This window comes from Clostridium sp. Marseille-P3244 (assembly GCF_900120155.1).
Lineage (GTDB): Bacteria > Bacillota > Clostridia > Lachnospirales > Lachnospiraceae > Mediterraneibacter.
Window position 1 is genome coordinate 570,240 of sequence record NZ_LT635549.1, and the last position, 18,581, is coordinate 588,820.

The window sequence follows — 18,581 nt, forward strand, 5'->3', positions numbered from 1 at the left end:
AGACGCTTACAAGGAGGAGTAAAAATGAAATTCTTTATCGACACAGCAAATGTAGATGATATCAGGAAAGCCAATGATATGGGTGTTATCTGCGGAGTCACTACAAACCCCTCACTTATCGCCAAAGAAGGCCGCGTGTTTGAGGAAGTCATTGCTGAGATCGCTTCTATTGTGGACGGGCCGATCAGCGGGGAAGTAAAGGCCACAACAACAGACGCTGAGGGGATGATCCGGGAGGGCCGGGAGATCGCGAAGATCCATCCCAATATGGTGGTTAAGATTCCTATGACAGTAGAAGGGCTTAAGGCTGTGAAAGTGCTTGCAGCTGAGGGGATCAAGACAAATGTAACGCTGATTTTTACCGCCAATCAGGCGCTTCTCGCAGCAAGAGCAGGAGCTACATATGTTTCCCCGTTCCTCGGACGGCTGGATGATATTTCCGTAAGAGGAGTAGATCTGGTAGCGGAGATCGCGGAGATCTTTGCGGTAGCCGGGATTGAGACAGAGATCATAGCAGCCAGCGTCCGCAACCCCATACACATTACAGACTGCGCACTCGCAGGAGCTGATATCGCTACAGTTCCCTATAAAGTAATCGAACAGATGACACATCATCCACTGACAGATGCCGGAATTAAGAAGTTTCAGGAAGATTATATTGCTGTGTTTGGAGAATAAATGTGAAAATTCTGTGAAAGGGGACGTGTACCTTTTAAAAGGTGCCTGACCCCTTTTCTCAAAGTTTTCTGAATATTTAAAAAGGAGAAGCTTATGGACAAGTTAGAATTAATGAAGACGGCAAATGAGATCCGTAAGGACATTGTGACTGCGGTTCACAGTGCAAAGGCAGGACATCCTGGCGGTTCGCTGTCTGCGGCAGATATTTTCACATATCTGTATTTTTGTGAGATGAATATTGATCCAAAGGATCCGAAGAAAGCAGACCGGGACCGGTTTGTGCTTTCTAAAGGGCATACAGCTCCGGGCCTTTATTCTGCACTGGCCGAGAGAGGGTATTTCCCGAAAGAGGATCTTAAGACGCTGCGCCATATGGGCTCTTATCTTCAGGGGCATCCGGATATGAAACATATCCCGGGGGTGGACATGTCTTCCGGATCCCTGGGACAGGGGATTTCTGCCGCAGTCGGAATGGCGATTGCCGGAAAACTTTCAAATGCGGACTATAGAGTGTATACATTGCTCGGAGACGGAGAACTGCAGGAAGGACAGGTATGGGAGGCTTCTATGCTGGCATCCCACCGCAAGCTGGACAATCTTGTTGTCATAGTGGACAATAATAATCTTCAGATCGACGGAGCCATTGACGAGGTAAACTCTCCGTATCCGATTGACAAAAAATTTGAGGCATTTAATTTCCATGTAATCAAGATTGACGGAAATGATTTTGATCAAATTGATGCGGCATTTAAAGAGGCCAAATCCGTGAAGGGGCAGCCTACGGCAATCATTGCGAAGACCGTGAAAGGGAAAGGTGTTTCTTTTATGGAGAATCAGGCCGGATGGCACGGCAAGGCGCCGAATGATGAAGAATATAAGATTGCGATGCAGGATCTGGAGAAGGCAGGTGAAGCGTTATGTCAGATGTAAAGAAGATTGCTACGAGAGACAGTTATGGAAATGCGTTGGCTGAACTTGGAACAGAGCATGAAGATGTCGTTGTGCTTGACGCCGATCTGGCGGCAGCTACAAAGACAGGTGTATTTAAAAAAGCCCATCCTGACCGTTTTATCGACTGCGGTATTGCGGAGAGCAATATGATCGGTGTGGCGGCAGGTCTTGCGGCAGCAGGTAAGGTGCCGTTTGCCAGTTCATTTGCTATGTTTGCAGCGGGCCGGGCTTTCGAGCAGGTAAGAAATTCTGTCGGATATCCTCATCTGAATGTGAAGATCGGGGCGACTCATGCGGGAATCTCCGTGGGAGAAGACGGAGCCACCCACCAGTGTAATGAAGACATAGCTCTGATGAGGACGATCCCGGGGATGGTCGTGATCAATCCATCTGATGATGTGGAGGCAAGAGCGGCAGTCCGCGCTGCTTATGAACATCAGGGACCCGTCTATCTGAGATTTGGCCGTCTGGCTGTGCCGGTAATCAATGACCGTCCGGATTACAAATTTGAACTTGGAAAGGGCGTTGTGCTCCGGGAAGGAAAAGATGTGACGATCATTGCCACAGGACTTCCGGTAAACAATTCTCTGGAAGCGGCGGAGAAACTGGCATCAGAGGGAATAGAGGCGAAGGTCATCAATATTCATACGATCAAACCGCTGGATGAAGACTTGATTATTGCGGCAGCCAAAGAGACCGGAAAAGTCGTTACAGTTGAAGAACATTCCGTGATCGGCGGACTGGGAAGCGCGGTGTGTGATGTGTTGTCGGAAAAATTGCCGACGAAAGTCATGAAGATAGGAATTAATGATGTATACGGTGAATCCGGACCTGCGCTGGAACTGCTCAAAAAATACGGATTGGATGCGGACAGCATTTATAGAAGAATAAAAGAGTTTGTGTAAATTCTGTGAACGGGGACAGGCACTTTTTAAAAAGTGCCTGTCCCCGTTTATCAGCAAATTCAGAATTGTTTTACAGCAACCGTAATGTTTCCAGCAGACTACAGTATTTATCGGACAATACGATGAGCCAGCCTTCTTTTGTACGTGGAAAATGAAAAAAGGTAACAGGCCACATATGATTTAAAATGGTATCCTGCTCTATATGATTTAAACGAAAATGGCGCCTAGCATTTAGAAGAGCTGTTTTTGGGTGGGTCAGTCCATGAAGTCTTTCCCCGGTTTCTCTGGCGTGAGTGTGCCAGTCATAGAGAAAAAGATCGTGCAGCATGCCGGCCCGTGCGGCGGAAATGTGATCCAGCTTGAACCTGCGCGCCCACATATAATTAAAAAACGCCACATGGCGGCAATGATCATAACAGCTTGTCTTCCCGTGATGAGTATAGTATTTCATACGGAGGACCTCAGGATGTCTGGATGTTCTTTGAAGTGTACGATGGAAATCCAGAATCCAGCCTTCCGGGTAGGTCGATTTTTTTGATCTGCCTCTGTGAAGATAATTTTTAAACAGCATTCGAAAAACTCCATTTCTAATTCACCTATATCTTTATGATAGCAGTTTCTTTAACAGGATTCATAAAATGATTGCAAAATTTTTCTTTAATTTCTCTTTAAAATAAATAAAAGAAATGTTATCCTGTACATATCTTAATTTATTCTGAATCGCTACTTACCTTGTAGAAGGATCTTTGTTGATCGGTTCCCTGTCGGGAGATAATTCAGACTCAGTAAAATTTTATACCAAAGGAGATAATTTATGCCAAGAAGCAAGAGAAGAAAAAGCGGCACGGATGTTTACCATGTTGTTTCAAGGGGAAACGACCAGATGGATATCCTGCCACAGGACGGTGATAAGAAATATTTCCGCGGATTAATGAAAAAGGAAGCGGACCGGATGGGGGTAGAAATTTATGCGTACTGCGTGATGTCCAATCATCATCATATGCTGGTGAAGACAGATTTCAAGAATTTATCACAGTTCATGAAAGAAGTAAATTTTAGATATGCCGTTTATTATAATGGAAAATATGATCATAGCGGACACGTTTTTCAGGGCAGATTTTACAGCAGCGGGGTGGAAACGGAAGCATATTTGCTGAGCTGTATCAGATATATCCATAATAATCCTGTAAAAGCGTACATTGTTCCGGATATTCTTGAATATCCGTTCAGCAGCGCGGCAGAATATTTTTCTGATTTTCCCAGAGATTTTTCTGGAAAACTATCTGAAAATATCAAATTCCGGAAAGGCTGCATATCACAGGAAATAGTTCCCATTTTAAATTCAAGATTCGAAAATATTGAAGATTTTTTGAAATTTCACAATATTTTCGACAGTCAAGAATTCATAGATATCGATGAAGAAAAATCAGAATACGATTATTTGAGAGTAAAACATTTCATCGAGTCATATAAAAAAGAAAACGAAATTAAAGACAGTGATTTACTTGGAAAAGTACCATCTCTGAGAGATGAGTTTATAACGCGATGCAGCAGGGAGACCGGACTGGCGAAAAATCGAATAAAGAATATTCTGAAAATGGTGATAAAAGGTGCCTGACCCCTTTTAAAAAGTACCTGACCCCTTTTGTCGAACTTATCTGACACCAACTGATAAATTCAGCTAATTCCATATGCTATGCTTAGAAAAAATTTGATCAGAGGTGCATATAAATGGAGAGACAGATACCAAAAAATGTTCGGCAGATCGGGAATGTCAGTGACAGTCCCAAGATCTATGTGGAGGATTATGTGGATACATTTTTTGCCCAGCTGTGCGAAAAATGTGAAAAGGCCGGGAAGGGGCCCATGGGAGCGTTCCTGATCGGAGATCTCCAGCCCGGAAAGGACGAGGAATATGTCTACATATATGGAGCGGTCCAGATGCATGACCTGAAAATGTCGGGCAGCGACTATGTTATCGACGAGGATACATGGAAGCGGGCGTATGAGGACTGCAAGCAGTATTTTGAGGATGGGGAGATGCTTGGATGGTTTGTGGTCCATCCGGGTGTGCCGCTCATCCCGGAGGCATCCACAGTAAAGCTCCACAAGAAATCTTTTCCCAAGAAAAATACAGTGTTTATTATGAAAGACCCTGTTGAGAAGGACGAGACATACTATGTACATAAAATGAATGACCTGATGGAGATCGGCGGCCACTACACGTATTATGAGAAAAATCCGTGCATGCAGAACTATATGATCTCCAGTCGAAAAAAAAATGGGGTATTTCCCTCGGAGACTGTTGAGGACAGAGCTGCGAAGGACTTTCGTAATCTGGTTAGAAAGCGAGAGGAACGTCAGAAAGGGAAAAGAGCAGGAGGCCTGATGTACGCGGCCAGCGCGTGCCTGGTCCTTGTGCTGGTCATTATGGGCGTTTCCATGATCAACAGTTTCGATCGTATGAAATCCGTTCAGGATACGCTGGATACGCTGGCCGGAACAACAGATGAAGTGGAGACAAGAGAGACAAGCGGTTCAGTGACAGCGGTGACAGAGGAGCAGACAAAAGACGGACAGGCCGCGGACAGCGGTCAGGAGGAGAAGACAGAAAATGAAGCCGGGCAGAACAGTACAGGCCATTCCGATGTGGCCACATCTGCGGAAACGACCCGGGAGGAGAATGCTGCCGGGGCGGCGGATACCACTGCTGATACAGAAAACGGATCAGATTCCGCTGCGGCACAGGACAGTACCTCTACAGATAGTACCTCTTCAGGTGAAAATGGAAGTGATGGGGTATATATCGTGGAGGAGGGCGACACACTGGCGATCATCAGTAAAAAAATGTACGGGGATGTCACACATGTGGACGCGATCTGCAAAATGAACGGCATCACAGACGGCAATCTGATTTATGTCGGTCAAAAATTGCTATTGCCGTAAAATCGTGTTATACTCAACAGGAAAAACAAGATCATAAAAGCGGGACTATAAAAACAAGACCATAAATAAGGGGAGTTTTATGACGCAAAAGAAAAAAACACAGTTTAAGATCTTGGCGTCCCCGGATGATTTAAGTGAGCTGAAGAACAAACTGAGAAAGATCCGTTTCGCGAAGGCGCGGCGGTGGCTGGTGCTGGCAGTACTCATTCTCCTTGCCATATGCGGAACATTCCTTCTTCTGAAAAATCAGGCTTACGGACAGGCACGGACTGCGGCGGAGTATCCCGGAGAGACCACGGATTCGAGCAATTTTGCCGAATTTGCCGGAGGGATCGTCCGATACAACCGGGACGGAGTGGCCTTTCTGAATACGAAGAACGAGGAACAGTGGATCCAGCCCACCCAGATACAGAATCCGGTGATCGAGATAAAAAAGAACGCTTTCGCCGTGGCAGACAGCGGAGGCAATACGATCCTTGTGTTTACAGAGGACGGGCTCAAGGGGGAGATTGAGACCACGCTCCCGATCGAGAAGATCGCTGTCTCAGACCAGGGGATCGTAAGTGCTATCCTGAAAAATGAAAATACGCCGTATATCATAACTTATGACGCCACGGGGAATATCCTTGTTGAGCAGCAGGCCACCCCGGGGACGACCGGGTATCCGGCAGCTCTGGAAATGTCTGACGACGGGGAAGTGCTGGGGGTTTCCTATCTTTACACAGAAGGGACTGCCGTGAAGTCCAGAGTGATCTACTATAATTTTGGAGAAGAAGGGCAGAGCAGGACCGACAACATTGTTTCTACAGCAGAATATACGGATACGTTGATCAGCGACCTCTTTTTTATGGACGCGGATACATCTGTGGCAGTAGGTGATAACTCTTTTATTATCTACAGGGGGAATTCTGTACCAGAGAAAGAAAAAGAAATATCGCTGGATCAGGAGATACAGAGTGTGTCCTGCTCAGAGGACTATTTAGGACTGGTGCTGCTGAACAGAGAAAAATCAGGGTATGAGCTCAGGCTGTATAATCGTTTGGGAGAACAGGTCATCAGCCGGGATCTCCCGGGGAAATACAGCAATATGAAAATAGACGGAGATGAAGTTATCCTGTTTGACGGCAGCCAGTGCTGTATCGTGACGGCCACCGGCCTTATCAAATTCGAGGGCGACATCAGGATAGAAGCGCAGGAAATTTTCCGTGCGTGGGGACTGAACAGATACTATGTGATGAACGCGGATGAATTGCGGATAATTTATCTGACGAAATAGGAGATATCATGAATAATTGGCTTTTGATCATTGTTGCGACAATCTTTCTTGTCTGTATTGTGGTTGGGTATGTAAAGGGATTTTTGAAACTTGGGATTTCGCTTCTGTCAACGATCCTGACACTTGTCCTTGTACTGTTTCTTTCGCCTTTTGTGGCAGACGCTCTGGTGAAATTCACACCGGTAGACGATTACATCGAGGAAAAGACCGTGGAGGCATTCATGCCGGAGTTGACGGAAGAACAACTCGCCGATATTGATGTTTCAGGGACTCCGCTGGAGGATCTGTCACAGGAACAGCTGGCGAACCTGGGGGATCTGGACTGGGAAATGCTGGGAATTACCGCGGATGACATTTTGAGCATTATCGGAGAGATCCCAAAAGATATGCAGATCAAAGAGATTGAGGGCGCAGCCATGCCCCAGTTTCTGAAAGATCAGCTTATTGAAAATAACAACAGTACGATCTACAGCGAACTGGGAGCGGACAGTTTCCCCCAGTATGTGGCAAAATATATATCCAGACTGGTGCTCAATCTGCTGTCATTTCTGGTAACATTTTTATTGGCCATCATTATCGTAAAGGCACTGATGTTCGCGGTCAATATCATTGGTGAGCTTCCGGTTCTGGGGCTGATCAATCATATCGGGGGCGGCGTTCTGGGGCTGGTGCTGGCGGTGGTGATCGTGTGGATCGGTTTCCTCATCATGACCCTGGCGTATACGACAGATGTAGGAACAGCGTGTTTTGAGATGGTGGAGAAAAGTAAGATCCTGCGGTTTTTATATGAGACGAATCCTCTGCTCATCCGGCTGTTGGGATTTTGAAGACCTGCTGAGTCAATTAAGGATTACCGTATAATAAAAAATATGGAAATACAGATAAGGTATTCATGCGGAGAAAGGTACCGCATGGGTACTTTTTCTTTTTGTCCGGAGGTTTGCGGTATCTCTAGATCCCCGTTCATGGAACTGTGAGTGGGACTGTGAAATCTTTCCCGTTGTGCGCGCGGGAAAAACAGGGTATAATCGAGACAAGAAGACACGAATCGGATGAAGAGACAGGGAGAACAGTACAACGGAGAAAGAGACGACAGCAAAAGACCTTCAAAAAGAGAACGGCACAGACCTGCAAAAAAACTCCGGGCAGAAAAGGCATGGAAGGAGAAGGCGTAATGAGGGCGGGGTGAAAAGCCGTATGGTGTGGGCAGTGATCCTGCTGACGGCGAGTGCGGGGCTGATGATCGCCGGCGCGTATCTGCCGGATTTTGCGGAATGGTATTCGGAGAATATCTATCCGCTGTTTGTGACGACAGCCGGGCGTCTGTGGGGGATGGTCCCGTTTTCTGTATCAGAGGCGGCACTTTACATACTGGCGGCGATATTTGTCCTGTCGCTTGGGAAAGGAATCGTCCGGGTCATACGTGCGGATGGCAGCCGGAGGACAGAAGCGGGAAGGCAGGCAGTATCCTTTTTTTCGGGCCTGCTTCTGACAGCGGGAATACTGGCGGCGCTTTATACATTGTGCTGCGGGATCAACTATCACCGAAGGTCATTTTCGGAAGAGGAAGGGATCGTGACCGGCCGGTACGATGTGCAGCAGCTGAAAGAGATCTGCCTCTGGTTGACAGAAGAAGTGAATGAGTTAAGCAATGAAGTATCCAGAGATGAAGATGGCATAATGGAGCTGGACGCGCCCGAGGGAGACAAAGCGGTGGAGGCAATGGAAAGGCTGGCAGAAAAATTCCCTGCGCTGGAAGGGTTTTACCCCAGGCCGAAGAAGCTGGTGATCTCTCAGATCCTGTCTTATCAGGGACTTTCAGGTATCTATTCTCCATTTACGGTGGAAGCCAATTATAATGGAGATATGACTGCCTATAATATGCCGTTTACTGCCTGCCATGAGTTGTCCCATCTGCGGGGGTTCATGCAGGAAGAGGAGGCTAATTTTATCGCTTTTCTGGCCTGTGTGGAGTCAGAACGGACCGATTTCCGATACAGCGGGTATCTGTCCGGATGGGTATACTGCATGAACGCGCTGTACCGTGCGGACTACGGGCAGTGGCAGGAAGTGAGAAGTCTGCTGAGTGACGAGGCGGAGCCGGACCTGGCGGCGAACAGTGCGTTCTGGGACAGCTACGAAGGCCGGATCTCCGAAACCGCGGATAAGATCAATGACGCATACCTGAAAGTAAACGGCCAGGCTGACGGGGTGAACAGCTATGACAGGATGGTTGATCTGATCGTTGCTTATTACGGGAGGTGAAAAGTGCGTTATTATTTATTGAGAGGGGTGTCATCTGTCTGACAGATGAGCAATACAATCAACGGAGGAAAAAGTAATGAAAAGACGAAAAGAAAGACTGGCCGCTGCAGGACTGGCAGCGGCAATGGCAGCGATGCTGCTGGCAGGATGCAGGGCAGGAGGGACCAAGGCCACACCGGAAAATCTTATCCGGGATATGGAAAAGAATTCCCAGGCCATAGAATCCGTCCTGATGAACATCAAGATGGAGATGGAGATGGCCTACGATTCCCAGAGCATGGCGCTCCGGATGGATATGGATATGGAGAGCACCAGCGATCCGGAGGCATCTCACGGAAAAGGAACTGTAGATATAGAAATGAGCGGGACAACTCTGGGAACCGAGACAGAGGTCTACATGGTCAGAGAGGACGATGAGTATATCACATATACCATGCTCGAAAATCAGTGGACAAAAGAGACCAGTGACGTGGAAGCAATGACCGGCGATCTGGAGGAGATAACCGGCAGTATGGAAGATTATGCGGATCAGTTTGATCTAAACGCGGAACTGGTGGACGTAAACGGGAAGGAATGCTTTGAGCTCAACGGAGAACTGGACGGGGACATCTTCGCGGAGATCATGGACACAGATCTGCTGGATTCCCTGGGCGAATACGGTACGGCAGCCGAGGCTATCGAGTCTCTGACATTCCCGTGCACGATCGACATTTACCGGGACAGTATCCTTCCGGCAAGACTCAGCTTTGATATCGGAGATACACTGGCTCCGATGGTGGAGGAAGCAGGCATTGAGCTGCCGGCCTGCTATATAGAGATCACATTTACAGAGTATGACAGTGTAGACGCCATTGAAGTGCCGGAAGATGTGATTTCTCAGGCAGAAGATGCATCCGGGGACGATGGCGGGCTTCTGGATCTTGACGGCGGCGGGGCAGGGGTGACGCCCGCGGAACCGGCAGAACAGAACGCGGATCTGGGGGATGACTGGGAAAGCTATACCGTACAGATTAATGATACGGTAGTGACTCTTCCCTGTACGATCGCTGAACTGGAAGCGGCCGGCGTCACGATGGACCGGGAGTATACACCGGAAGACTATGTTGTCAATTCAGGAGAGTATGAGCTGGCATGGTTCGTAGATGTGAGCGGCAATGAGATCATGGCAGACATGGTCAATACTACGGACAGCCCGATCGAACTGAAGGACTGTCTGGTCGGAGGAGTCGCGGTCTACTCTTATAACGTGGAGTACGGCGGACTTACCGTGATTTTCCCCGGCGGCATTCAGATCGGTTCTGCACAGGACGATGTGCTGGCGGCTTACGGAGACGCGGACGATGTCTATGAGGATGAGGAGTATGGCAACTCTTATTACTGGTACGCGCAGGACAGCTATTTTAACGGGTGTACGATTGATACGGAAGCCGGCACCGGGCTGGTGCAGTCTATGAGTCTTGATCATATGGAATAGGAGGAATGAGAGATGTTTTGCAGATACTGTGGAAAAGAGATACCGGAAGGAGCGAAATTCTGTGTTGGATGCGGCCGGGAAGTAAGCGCCCAGGACAACAGCGGACAAAACGCGCAGCAGCCGCAAAATTTTCAGGCCGGTGAGCAGCAGTCATGGCCGAACCCGCCCCAGATATATCCGATGAAATGGTTTAAATTTATCATTTACTTCCAGCTGTTCGCAAGCGCGGTCCTGATGGCGATTTCAGCAATTGTCCTGATCACGGGCGCACAGTATGAAGGAGCCGCGGAACTGGTGTACCTTGTCTGCCCGCCTTTGAAGGCAGTGGATGTGATCTACGGTATTGTGTGCATTGCGATCACCGTGTGCGCGATCCTCATCCGTCAGAGACTGGCCCACTATGTAAAAGGCGCGCCGGCTCTCTACATTGGATTTACCGCGGTAGTAATGGCCTCCTCCCTTGTCTATCTGTTCGCGGCCATGGGGGCGCTGTCGACAGTATCATCAGACGCGGTGTTTACAGCCACGGGGGATATTGTGGGCACGGTGATGGGCACGCTCATCGGAGCGGCAATCTTCCTTCCGCTGAATTATGTCTACTTTAAAAAACGCAGAGAACTGTTCGTGAACTGAAAGAAGAAAATTTAATATAAGAAGCCAAAATGGCATAAAATCCAGGAATCATGTGAAATCTTCGCAGGCACTTCCCCAAGAGGAGCCCTGTACGCGATTTTCCCAAGAAAAATTTTACTCGGCAAGTGAAATGTGGTAAGATAAATGGGTATCAATCGTAAAAAGGAGGTTTCACATGATTCGTTTATATGACAATGGTGTCTATCTCTTAAATGGCACTGAGATAGTGGAAGATACAGGAAATGTCCAGGTTCCGGTATCAAAGGAAGAAGCCGCGCGCGGCACGATGGCTTACGGTATTTTAAAAGACCACAATACTTCCGGAAATATGCAGAACCTGCAGATCAAGTTTGACAAGCTGACATCCCACGATATTACGTTTGTCGGGATCATCCAGACAGCGAGGGCGTCAGGGCTTAAGAAATTCCCCATCCCCTATGTGCTGACCAACTGCCACAACAGTCTGTGCGCGGTGGGCGGGACCATCAACGAGGATGACCATATGTTTGGGCTGACCTGCGCCAAGAAGTACGGCGGTGTCTATGTTCCGCCTCACCAGGCGGTCATCCATCAGTTCGCCAGGGAGATGCTTGCTGGCGGCGGGAAGATGATCCTTGGTTCCGACAGCCATACCCGTTATGGGGCCCTGGGCACCATGGCCATGGGAGAAGGCGGACCGGAGCTTGTAAAACAGCTGCTCAATAAGACATATGATATCAAGATGCCGGGAGTGATCGCGATCTACCTGGACGGCGAGCCTATGAAAGGCGTGGGGCCTCAGGATGTTGCCCTGGCGATCATCGGAGCTACATTTAAGAACGGCTACGTAAATAATAAAGTTATGGAATTCGTGGGCCCGGGCGTGAAGAACTTAAGCGCGGATTTCCGGATCGGCATCGACGTTATGACCACAGAGACAACCTGCCTGTCCTCCATCTGGACCACAGATGAAAAGATTGAAGAATTCTACGAGATCCATGGCAGAAGAGAAGACTATAAAGAACTGGATCCAGGCGCTTGTACTTATTACGACGGCTGTGTTTATGTGAACCTGAGCGAGATCCGACCCATGATCGCCATGCCGTTCCATCCCAGCAATGTCTATACCATTGACGAGGTGAATGCAAACTTAAAAGACATCCTCCACGATGTGGAGCAGAAAGCGCTGATCAGTCTGGACGGAGCGGTCGAGTATTCTCTTCAGGATAAGATCCGGGATGGAAAGCTCTATGTGGAGCAGGGGATCATCGCGGGCTGCGCGGGAGGCGGATTTGAAAATATCTGCGCCGCGGCAGACATTATAAAAGGGCGTAATATCGGATCTGACGCATTTACGTTCAGTGTATACCCGGCAAGTATGCCGGTCTATATGGAACTGGTGAAGAACGGCGCGGTGGCCGACCTGATGGAGGCGGGAACGGTTGTGAAGACTGCGTTCTGCGGGCCCTGCTTCGGCGCGGGGGACACACCGGCGAACAATGCGTTCTCTATCCGTCACACCACAAGGAATTTCCCCAACCGTGAAGGAAGCAAACTTCAGAGCGGGCAGATTTCTTCCGTGGCGCTCATGGACGCGCGCTCGATCGCGGCGACAGCGGCCAACAAAGGATTCCTTACACCGGCTACAGCCATGGATGTAGAGTACAAGGGACAGAAATATCATTTTGACAGCAATATTTACGCAAACCGTGTCTTTGACAGCCACGGCGTGGCAGATCCGGATGTGGAGATCCAGTTCGGACCCAACATCAAAGACTGGCCGGAGATGTCAGCATTGCCGGAGAACCTGATCGTCAAAGTGGTATCTGAGATCCATGATCCGGTTACCACAACGGACGAGCTGATCCCCTCCGGAGAGACTTCTTCTTACCGTTCAAATCCACTCGGACTTGCAGAGTTCGCGCTTTCCAGAAAAGATCCCGCATACGTGGGACGGGCGAAAGAAGTACAGAAAGCGCAGAAAGCCATCGAGGCGGGCACATGTCCTTTCGACGCTCTTGAAGAACTGAAGCCTGTGATGGAGACGATCCAGAAGACTTATCCGGAAGCGGGCAAAGGCAATATCGGAGTGGGGAGCACGATCTTCGCTGTGAAACCAGGCGACGGTTCCGCGAGAGAACAGGCGGCTTCCTGCCAGAAAGTACTGGGCGGCTGGGCGAATATCGCCATCGAATACGCTACAAAGAGATACCGTTCCAACCTGATCAACTGGGGAATGCTTCCATTCCTGACGGATGCGGATCATGAACACCTTCCGTTCAAGAACGGAGATTATATTTTCGTGCCGGATGTCAGAAAAGCAGTCGAAGAAAAAGCAGAGGTTATCAAGGCATATGTAGTAGACGGTGACCTGAAAGAGATCGACCTGAGGCTGGGAGACCTGACGGACGCCGAGAGACAGATCATACTGGACGGATGCCTCATCAACTACTATAAAGCGACAATCTGAGTTTGCCGGAATGATTCAGGAGACACCGGGGAGGATGGATAGAGCTTGGTGAACAGAGAAGAGCCGCTCTCGAAAAACCATATTCTGCGGCGGCAGATGGGTGTCCCGCCTCCGTTCCGGAATCCGGGAAAAACATAAAGGGACTTAAGCTCCACCTAAAAGCAAGACAGGCCGATGGGCAGCTCACTTCGTTCGGACAATCCCATCGGCCTGCCTGACGGTGCAGCTTAAGTCCCTTAAGTTTTTCTGCGGATTCCTTCAAAGTCGTCGGTCCACCCATCTGCCGCCGCAGAAAGGCTCTTCCGATCGCTGCTCTTTCCCTGCTCTGCACTTTATCCACCTCTCCGTCGTCACGATTCATCCCCCGTCAATCTCGCGATCAGAAAGTAATGCGAAAGCGGAATGCTATTGAAAAAAAGATATTTACGAATCTCGGGCATATGTTTTCTGACTTTCGTGAAGGCAGGATATATAGTCAATAACGTTCTACTTTCATGATCACTTCTAAATCGCGAGATTGTTGAGGGGGAGGATGGGGAGCCGGGGAAGGAAGAGGTGTCCGTCGAGGGCCGTGCGGCAACGCCGGCATTTGGGGCGCGTTTTTTGCGCCCTTATGTGCCGCTGCGTTGCTGCCCCGAGCGAGAGCGTGCCCGAGATGGATATCCTCTTCCTTCCCCGGCGGATACATCCACCACCACAACAAACTCAGATTTTTTATTTTTTGATGCAACAATTCCATGTCCGGATGACTCTAATTAATATAAAGGAACGATTCTAAGACCAGATTCCACTGTCGGCGCGCAGGAAGGGAGGAGGGAGCGGATGTACGATTATGAGAACAGCCCGGAGCCGGATTTGATCCGGCGGGCGAAACGAGGCGACGTGAAGGCGTTTTCCCGGTTGTATGCGGGAATCTATCAGGATCTTTACAGATTTGCCCTGTACATGACAAGGCACAGGCAGGACGCGGAGGACGCGGTGAGCGAGACAGTCATGACTGCTTATGAGAAGATCGGCAGGCTCAGGAAAGAGGATTCTTTCAGAAACTGGATGTTTACGATTCTGAACCATCAGTGTAAAAAGATGCTCAAGAGCGGACAGAAAGAGCTGGCTCATCGGGCAGAGACCGGTCTGGAAGCAGAAGAGTCTGAAGGCACAACTGCCGGACGGAGGGAGCCGAAAGGGCATGAGCCGGATTATGCCCAGTGGCACGACGTACGACGGGCGTTTGACAGTCTGGACGAAGAGGAGCGCATGATCGTTGCGTTTTCAGTATTCGGGGGTTACCGCAGTGATGAGATTGCCCGGATGCTGGATAAAAACGCGGCCACAGTACGTTCGAGAAAAAGCCGTGCGCTGGAAAAGATGAGGAACGCTCTGATCTGAGCATCGGAAAGGAGGACGGACATGGACGGAAATGAGAAAAAATGGGAAAACGGGAATGGAACAGAAGAGGCGCGGGCAGAGGAGATCCAGATGGAAGAGATGCTGCGTGATCTGACCGATGATGTGCAGGTGCCGCTTTCTCTGGAGCCGGAGGCAGTGGAGGAGATGCTGCTGAAGAGGAAAAGGGAGAAGAAGCGAAAGAGCGGCGGGAGATACTGGAGGAAAAACGCGGGGATTGCCGCGGCGGCCTGCCTCTGTCTTGCGGTCGGAATCGTGGCTGCTGTGAACTTTGGCGGGCTGGGGAATCTTGTTTCCGGCACGGCGGATCAAGCCGTATCCGGAAAGAATTCTGCGTCGGAGAGCAGCATGGCAGAAGCCGGCGGGACGGAAGACGGGACCGTGGAGAATATGGTCACGGCAGCAGATTATGATGAAATCTATGATTATATTCAGGAAGGGGTAAAACAGCAGGAAAAACAGGCGCGCCTGTTTGATTCCGGCAGCGCCACAGGCGACGGGGCTGTGGCCTACAGCACCGAGGAAAGCGCCATGATGGACAGTGGGGCAGCTGCGGACACTGGAAATACCGGAGCGGCTACCGGGGACTATTCAGATACCAATGTCAGGGAAGAAGGGGTTGGAGAAGCCGATGTTGTCAAGACAGACGGTGAATATCTGTATCTCGTTGCCAGGGGGAAGGTCAGAATTGTTGACATTCGGTCTGATGAGATGGATGAGCTGGCCGAGATCGGTGTGGATGAGGATGGTGAAATCCGGGAGATCTACGTGGAGGATGACCGGCTGGCGGTGCTGTATTACCGGGCGGAGTATGATGACGGGGAAACAGGATATGACGGATATTTCCGGAATTTTACCTGTACGGATGTTTATGATATCAGCGATCCGACAGCCCCGGAGAAACTGAGTACCATTTCCCAGAGCGGAACCTACAATACCATGCGGGCAAGAGACGGATATCTGTATGTGCTCAGTGATTTTTATGCGGATACCGCGGCGCCGCGTTCCGGTGTCGATCTGTATGTACCTGAGGTTCAGGGCGGGATGCTGGAGGCGTCGGATATCTATATGCCTCAGGGCGGGACCGGAAACTCTTACACGGTGATCTCGGCGTTCTCCCTTGCCGATCCGGCGGAAAAGACGGATGGCAAGGCAGTGTTCGGGAATTCGGGGATCTGTTATGTGAGCACGGAAAATATCTATATCACAGAATCTTACTATGGACTGGCTGATGTGACCCAGACATCCGTCCGCAAGATATCTTATCATGACGGGCAGCTGGAAGGCGTGGGCCAGACGAAAATAGACGGCACACTCAACAATTCCTTCAGTATTGATGAATATAACGGATATCTGCGCCTGGTGACTACGGTGGAGCCATGTGACACAGGGAATGCAGTTCCCATTTTGGGAGACGGACTGTTTCGTTCTGACTCGGAGGATGCAAAGAGCAATTCTCTGTATGTGCTGGATGAAGAGCTGGAGATCACGGGACAGATCACGGATCTGGCAAAAGAGGAGCAGATTTATTCCGCCAGATTTATGGGAGATGTAGGATATTTTGTCACTTTTAAACAGGTGGACCCGCTGTTTTCAGTAGATCTTTCTGATCCGGCAGATCCCAGGATCATCGGAGAACTGAAGATCCCGGGATTCTCCGATTACCTGCATCCCTACGGCAGCGGGCGCCTGCTGGGCATCGGGATGGATGTGGATGAGGAGGGCGTGACCACGGAGGGGGTCAAGGTGTCTATGTTCGATATTTCTGATCCGGCGGATGTGACGGAAATGTCCAAGTATGTTCTGGAGGATATGTACGGCACAGATGTGTATGATTATCGGGCAGTGTTTGTGGACGTGGAGAAAAATCTGTTTGGATTTACGGCTTATGGAGATACGACAGAATATTATATGTTCTCCTATGATGAGACGGAAGGATTCCGGGAAGTGTTTTCAAGAGAACTGATGTCCTATGGAAATGTAAGAGGACTGTATGCGGGAGAGCGGTTCTATCTGGTGGATGGAAATACCGTAATATCCTATACGCTGGACGGATTTGAGAAGATCGATGATATCGTGCTGTAAACAGACAGGGGCTGTCGGTTAATACCGATTTTTAGCCCCTGACATGCAGGGAAGAGACAATCCCAGGGAATTCGGACTTTTTTAAGTCCTGAATTCTCCAGTGGACAGTCTCTTCCCTTTTGTAACCCTTATTTCAGGGCACAAAATCCCCTTGTCTGGATTTTTTGAAGCACGCCTTTCGCTAAGCGGTTTTCTGCTCCTTTTTCCCTTCGTATTTCTCAATCTCATGATGTAAAAATCGATGGTATTTCATGATATTCCTGCCAATCGCATACAGCATGAATTCTTTATATACCTTCTCGTATAATCCAATCATATTAGATAGTGATTGGAAATTGATATTTCCAAGTACAAACACGATTGCTGCATCCTCTCCGCAGTTGATCAAAACGTCGTTACGAAATTTGCTATCAAAAATGATAACTCTGGATTTCAACAGCTTATCAAAACTTTACATTCGCTCTCCAATCCCGAGGATATAAAAATAGGGTTTGAATCTACTGCCCACTATGCCCTCAATCTGGAACTTTTCCTTGAGAATGCCCACCACAGCTTCATGGAAATCAATCCACTCCTCATCAAGGAATATAAGAAATCCTCTTCTCTCAGGCGTACCAAAACCGACTCTGTTGACTGCGAATCAATAGCCCGCTGGTTAATGACAGTAGAGTACAAACCCCATTCAAAAGGATTTTACCATGCTTACTCTCTAAAGTCACTAACTCGTTTAAGGGATAGGCTGGTTCGACAGCGCTCTTTCTATCTTGTGAAAATCACAAACGTTCTGGATCACACTTTTCCTGAGTTTAAGCCATTCTTTCATGAACGCTTATCTAAAACTGCACTGTATCTGCTCGAAAACTACGGTTCTGCTGAAAAATGGCACGAATGAACTCCGCTTCTTATGAAAAACTCCGCTCTTTATCAAGAGGACGTTTCTCCCCACAGCAGTTCCTTCGCCTAAAAGAACTTGCTGCCAATACGGTCGGCATAAATAATTCTATCTTTGATGTGGAACTCAACAGCCTTCTTACGTTATACAAATCTCTTGTAAAGGAGATTGGCACACTGGAAGCAGAAATCAACAAGTTGATCGAGGAGGTCCATCCTCACTATATGTCCGTTCCCGGAATCGGTCCCATATCTGCCGCTGTCATCTACTCTGAATACGGAGATCTGTCAAATTTTTCTACACCGGCTCAGATGCTCGCCTTTGCCGGCATTGAACCTGACATAAACGAATCAGGAACAGAATCTCACGGAGGGCGGATGGTAAAACACGGCTCATCACGGCTCCGGTATGTCCTCATCAACTGCTGTCTTCCATTAATTCGTTTTGATATGACATTCGCAGCTTACTATGCTAAAAAACGTGCAGAAGGCAAACCACACAGAGTCGCGATCACTCATGTTGCCAAAAAGCTTGTTAGAGTCATCTATGCATTGGAGAGGCAGGGGACAGACTTTAACACCCAAAAACTCAGATAGCTGCTTACATCAATAAACGTTGTCCCA

General features: G+C 48.9%; 18 protein-coding genes. 16 read left to right on the plus strand and 2 right to left on the minus strand.

What is annotated here, in order from left to right:
* The first annotated feature begins 24 nt into the window (after nt 1-24).
* From fsa to BQ7367_RS04500, 3 genes are all read left to right on the plus strand, one after another.
* Nucleotides 25-678 carry a fructose-6-phosphate aldolase gene (gene fsa, locus BQ7367_RS04490; protein WP_072524388.1) on the plus strand — a complete coding sequence of 218 codons (654 nt, stop codon included), beginning with the start codon at nt 25-27 and terminating at the stop codon, nt 676-678.
* Between the two features lie 93 nt (nt 679-771).
* A complete protein-coding gene (locus BQ7367_RS04495) occupies nt 772-1,608 on the plus strand; it encodes a transketolase (RefSeq protein WP_072524389.1) in 837 nt (278 codons plus the stop codon).
* The gene (locus BQ7367_RS04500) at nt 1,596-2,534 is read left to right on the plus strand and encodes a transketolase family protein (protein WP_072524390.1); all 939 of its coding nucleotides are present in this window, start codon (nt 1,596-1,598) and stop codon (nt 2,532-2,534) included. Before BQ7367_RS04495 ends, BQ7367_RS04500 begins: the two co-directional genes overlap by 13 nt.
* Nucleotides 2,535-2,604: 70 nt before the next feature.
* Here the strand turns inward: BQ7367_RS04500 and BQ7367_RS04505 are convergent, their stop codons facing one another.
* On the minus strand, nt 2,605-2,985 hold the full coding sequence (locus BQ7367_RS04505) for an HD domain-containing protein (RefSeq protein ID WP_442855349.1): 381 nt from the start codon (nt 2,983-2,985) through the stop codon (nt 2,605-2,607).
* Nucleotides 2,986-3,348: 363 nt separating this feature from the next.
* Here BQ7367_RS04505 and BQ7367_RS04510 point away from each other — a divergent pair, with 363 nt between their 5' ends.
* The 11 genes from BQ7367_RS04510 to BQ7367_RS04560 all read left to right on the plus strand — a co-directional run bounded on the left by BQ7367_RS04510 (nt 3,349) and on the right by BQ7367_RS04560 (nt 17,066).
* Nucleotides 3,349-4,152, plus strand: a complete 804-nt coding sequence (locus BQ7367_RS04510; RefSeq protein WP_072524391.1) for a transposase — start codon at nt 3,349-3,351, stop codon at nt 4,150-4,152.
* A gap of 113 nt (nt 4,153-4,265) precedes the next feature.
* Nucleotides 4,266-5,480, plus strand: a complete 1,215-nt coding sequence (locus BQ7367_RS04515) for a LysM peptidoglycan-binding domain-containing protein (protein ID WP_072524392.1) — start codon at nt 4,266-4,268, stop codon at nt 5,478-5,480.
* Nucleotides 5,481-5,559: 79 nt separating this feature from the next.
* Complete coding sequence (locus BQ7367_RS04520) at nt 5,560-6,756, plus strand: DUF5711 family protein (RefSeq protein WP_072524393.1); 1,197 nt, start codon at nt 5,560-5,562, stop codon at nt 6,754-6,756.
* Between the two features lie 8 nt (nt 6,757-6,764).
* Nucleotides 6,765-7,583, plus strand: coding sequence for a CvpA family protein (locus tag BQ7367_RS04525; protein WP_072524394.1), 819 nt, complete (start codon nt 6,765-6,767; stop codon nt 7,581-7,583).
* A 225-nt stretch (nt 7,584-7,808) separates the two neighbouring features.
* Nucleotides 7,809-7,931: a hypothetical protein gene (locus BQ7367_RS14875; RefSeq protein ID WP_268874765.1), complete on the plus strand. Its 123-nt coding sequence runs from the start codon at nt 7,809-7,811 to the stop codon at nt 7,929-7,931.
* Nucleotides 7,932-7,941: 10 nt separating this feature from the next.
* Nucleotides 7,942-9,021 (plus strand): DUF3810 domain-containing protein, encoded by a 1,080-nt coding sequence (locus BQ7367_RS04530; RefSeq protein ID WP_235837546.1) that lies wholly within the window; start codon nt 7,942-7,944, stop codon nt 9,019-9,021.
* A 76-nt stretch (nt 9,022-9,097) separates the two neighbouring features.
* The gene (locus tag BQ7367_RS04535; protein WP_072524396.1) at nt 9,098-10,495 is read left to right on the plus strand and encodes a DUF6612 family protein; all 1,398 of its coding nucleotides are present in this window, start codon (nt 9,098-9,100) and stop codon (nt 10,493-10,495) included.
* Between the two features lie 12 nt (nt 10,496-10,507).
* Nucleotides 10,508-11,128 (plus strand): zinc ribbon domain-containing protein, encoded by a 621-nt coding sequence (locus BQ7367_RS04540; protein WP_072524397.1) that lies wholly within the window; start codon nt 10,508-10,510, stop codon nt 11,126-11,128.
* Between the two features lie 175 nt (nt 11,129-11,303).
* Complete coding sequence (locus BQ7367_RS04545) at nt 11,304-13,577, plus strand: hydratase (RefSeq protein WP_072524398.1); 2,274 nt, start codon at nt 11,304-11,306, stop codon at nt 13,575-13,577.
* 822 nt (nt 13,578-14,399) lie between these two features.
* Nucleotides 14,400-14,963 (plus strand): RNA polymerase sigma factor, encoded by a 564-nt coding sequence (locus BQ7367_RS04555; RefSeq protein WP_072524400.1) that lies wholly within the window; start codon nt 14,400-14,402, stop codon nt 14,961-14,963.
* A gap of 21 nt (nt 14,964-14,984) precedes the next feature.
* Entirely contained in the window at nt 14,985-17,066 is a 2,082-nt protein-coding gene (locus BQ7367_RS04560) for a beta-propeller domain-containing protein (protein WP_072524401.1), read from the plus strand.
* Between the two features lie 181 nt (nt 17,067-17,247).
* Here the strand turns inward: BQ7367_RS04560 and BQ7367_RS14880 are convergent, their stop codons facing one another.
* Nucleotides 17,248-17,382, minus strand: coding sequence for a hypothetical protein (locus BQ7367_RS14880; RefSeq protein ID WP_268874766.1), 135 nt, complete (start codon nt 17,380-17,382; stop codon nt 17,248-17,250).
* A gap of 12 nt (nt 17,383-17,394) precedes the next feature.
* Between BQ7367_RS14880 and BQ7367_RS14770 the strand changes: the two genes are divergently transcribed.
* Nucleotides 17,395-17,958 carry an IS110 family transposase gene (locus BQ7367_RS14770; protein ID WP_235837547.1) on the plus strand — a complete coding sequence of 188 codons (564 nt, stop codon included), beginning with the start codon at nt 17,395-17,397 and terminating at the stop codon, nt 17,956-17,958.
* Nucleotides 17,946-18,554: a transposase gene (locus BQ7367_RS14775; protein ID WP_235837548.1), complete on the plus strand. Its 609-nt coding sequence runs from the start codon at nt 17,946-17,948 to the stop codon at nt 18,552-18,554. The genes BQ7367_RS14770 and BQ7367_RS14775 overlap by 13 nt, the downstream gene beginning before the upstream one ends.
* Nucleotides 18,555-18,581 lie beyond the last annotated feature (27 nt).

Bases quoted from the DNA above. Each gene is read 5' to 3' on its own strand.
- fsa (WP_072524388.1), top strand. From the start codon at position 25: ATGAAATTCTTTATCGACACAGCAAATGTAGATGATATCAGGAAAGCC.
- BQ7367_RS04495 (WP_072524389.1), top strand. From the start codon at position 772: ATGGACAAGTTAGAATTAATGAAGACGGCAAATGAGATCCGTAAGGAC.
- BQ7367_RS04500 (WP_072524390.1), top strand. From the start codon at position 1,596: ATGTCAGATGTAAAGAAGATTGCTACGAGAGACAGTTATGGAAATGCG.
- BQ7367_RS04505 (WP_442855349.1), bottom strand. From the start codon at position 2,985: ATGAAATACTATACTCATCACGGGAAGACAAGCTGTTATGATCATTGC.
- BQ7367_RS04510 (WP_072524391.1), top strand. From the start codon at position 3,349: ATGCCAAGAAGCAAGAGAAGAAAAAGCGGCACGGATGTTTACCATGTT.
- BQ7367_RS04515 (WP_072524392.1), top strand. From the start codon at position 4,266: ATGGAGAGACAGATACCAAAAAATGTTCGGCAGATCGGGAATGTCAGT.
- BQ7367_RS04520 (WP_072524393.1), top strand. From the start codon at position 5,560: ATGACGCAAAAGAAAAAAACACAGTTTAAGATCTTGGCGTCCCCGGAT.
- BQ7367_RS04525 (WP_072524394.1), top strand. From the start codon at position 6,765: ATGAATAATTGGCTTTTGATCATTGTTGCGACAATCTTTCTTGTCTGT.
- BQ7367_RS14875 (WP_268874765.1), top strand. From the start codon at position 7,809: ATGAAGAGACAGGGAGAACAGTACAACGGAGAAAGAGACGACAGCAAA.
- BQ7367_RS04535 (WP_072524396.1), top strand. From the start codon at position 9,098: ATGAAAAGACGAAAAGAAAGACTGGCCGCTGCAGGACTGGCAGCGGCA.
- BQ7367_RS04540 (WP_072524397.1), top strand. From the start codon at position 10,508: ATGTTTTGCAGATACTGTGGAAAAGAGATACCGGAAGGAGCGAAATTC.
- BQ7367_RS04545 (WP_072524398.1), top strand. From the start codon at position 11,304: ATGATTCGTTTATATGACAATGGTGTCTATCTCTTAAATGGCACTGAG.
- BQ7367_RS04555 (WP_072524400.1), top strand. From the start codon at position 14,400: ATGTACGATTATGAGAACAGCCCGGAGCCGGATTTGATCCGGCGGGCG.
- BQ7367_RS04560 (WP_072524401.1), top strand. From the start codon at position 14,985: ATGGACGGAAATGAGAAAAAATGGGAAAACGGGAATGGAACAGAAGAG.
- BQ7367_RS14880 (WP_268874766.1), bottom strand. From the start codon at position 17,382: ATGATTGGATTATACGAGAAGGTATATAAAGAATTCATGCTGTATGCG.
- BQ7367_RS14775 (WP_235837548.1), top strand. From the start codon at position 17,946: ATGGCACGAATGAACTCCGCTTCTTATGAAAAACTCCGCTCTTTATCA.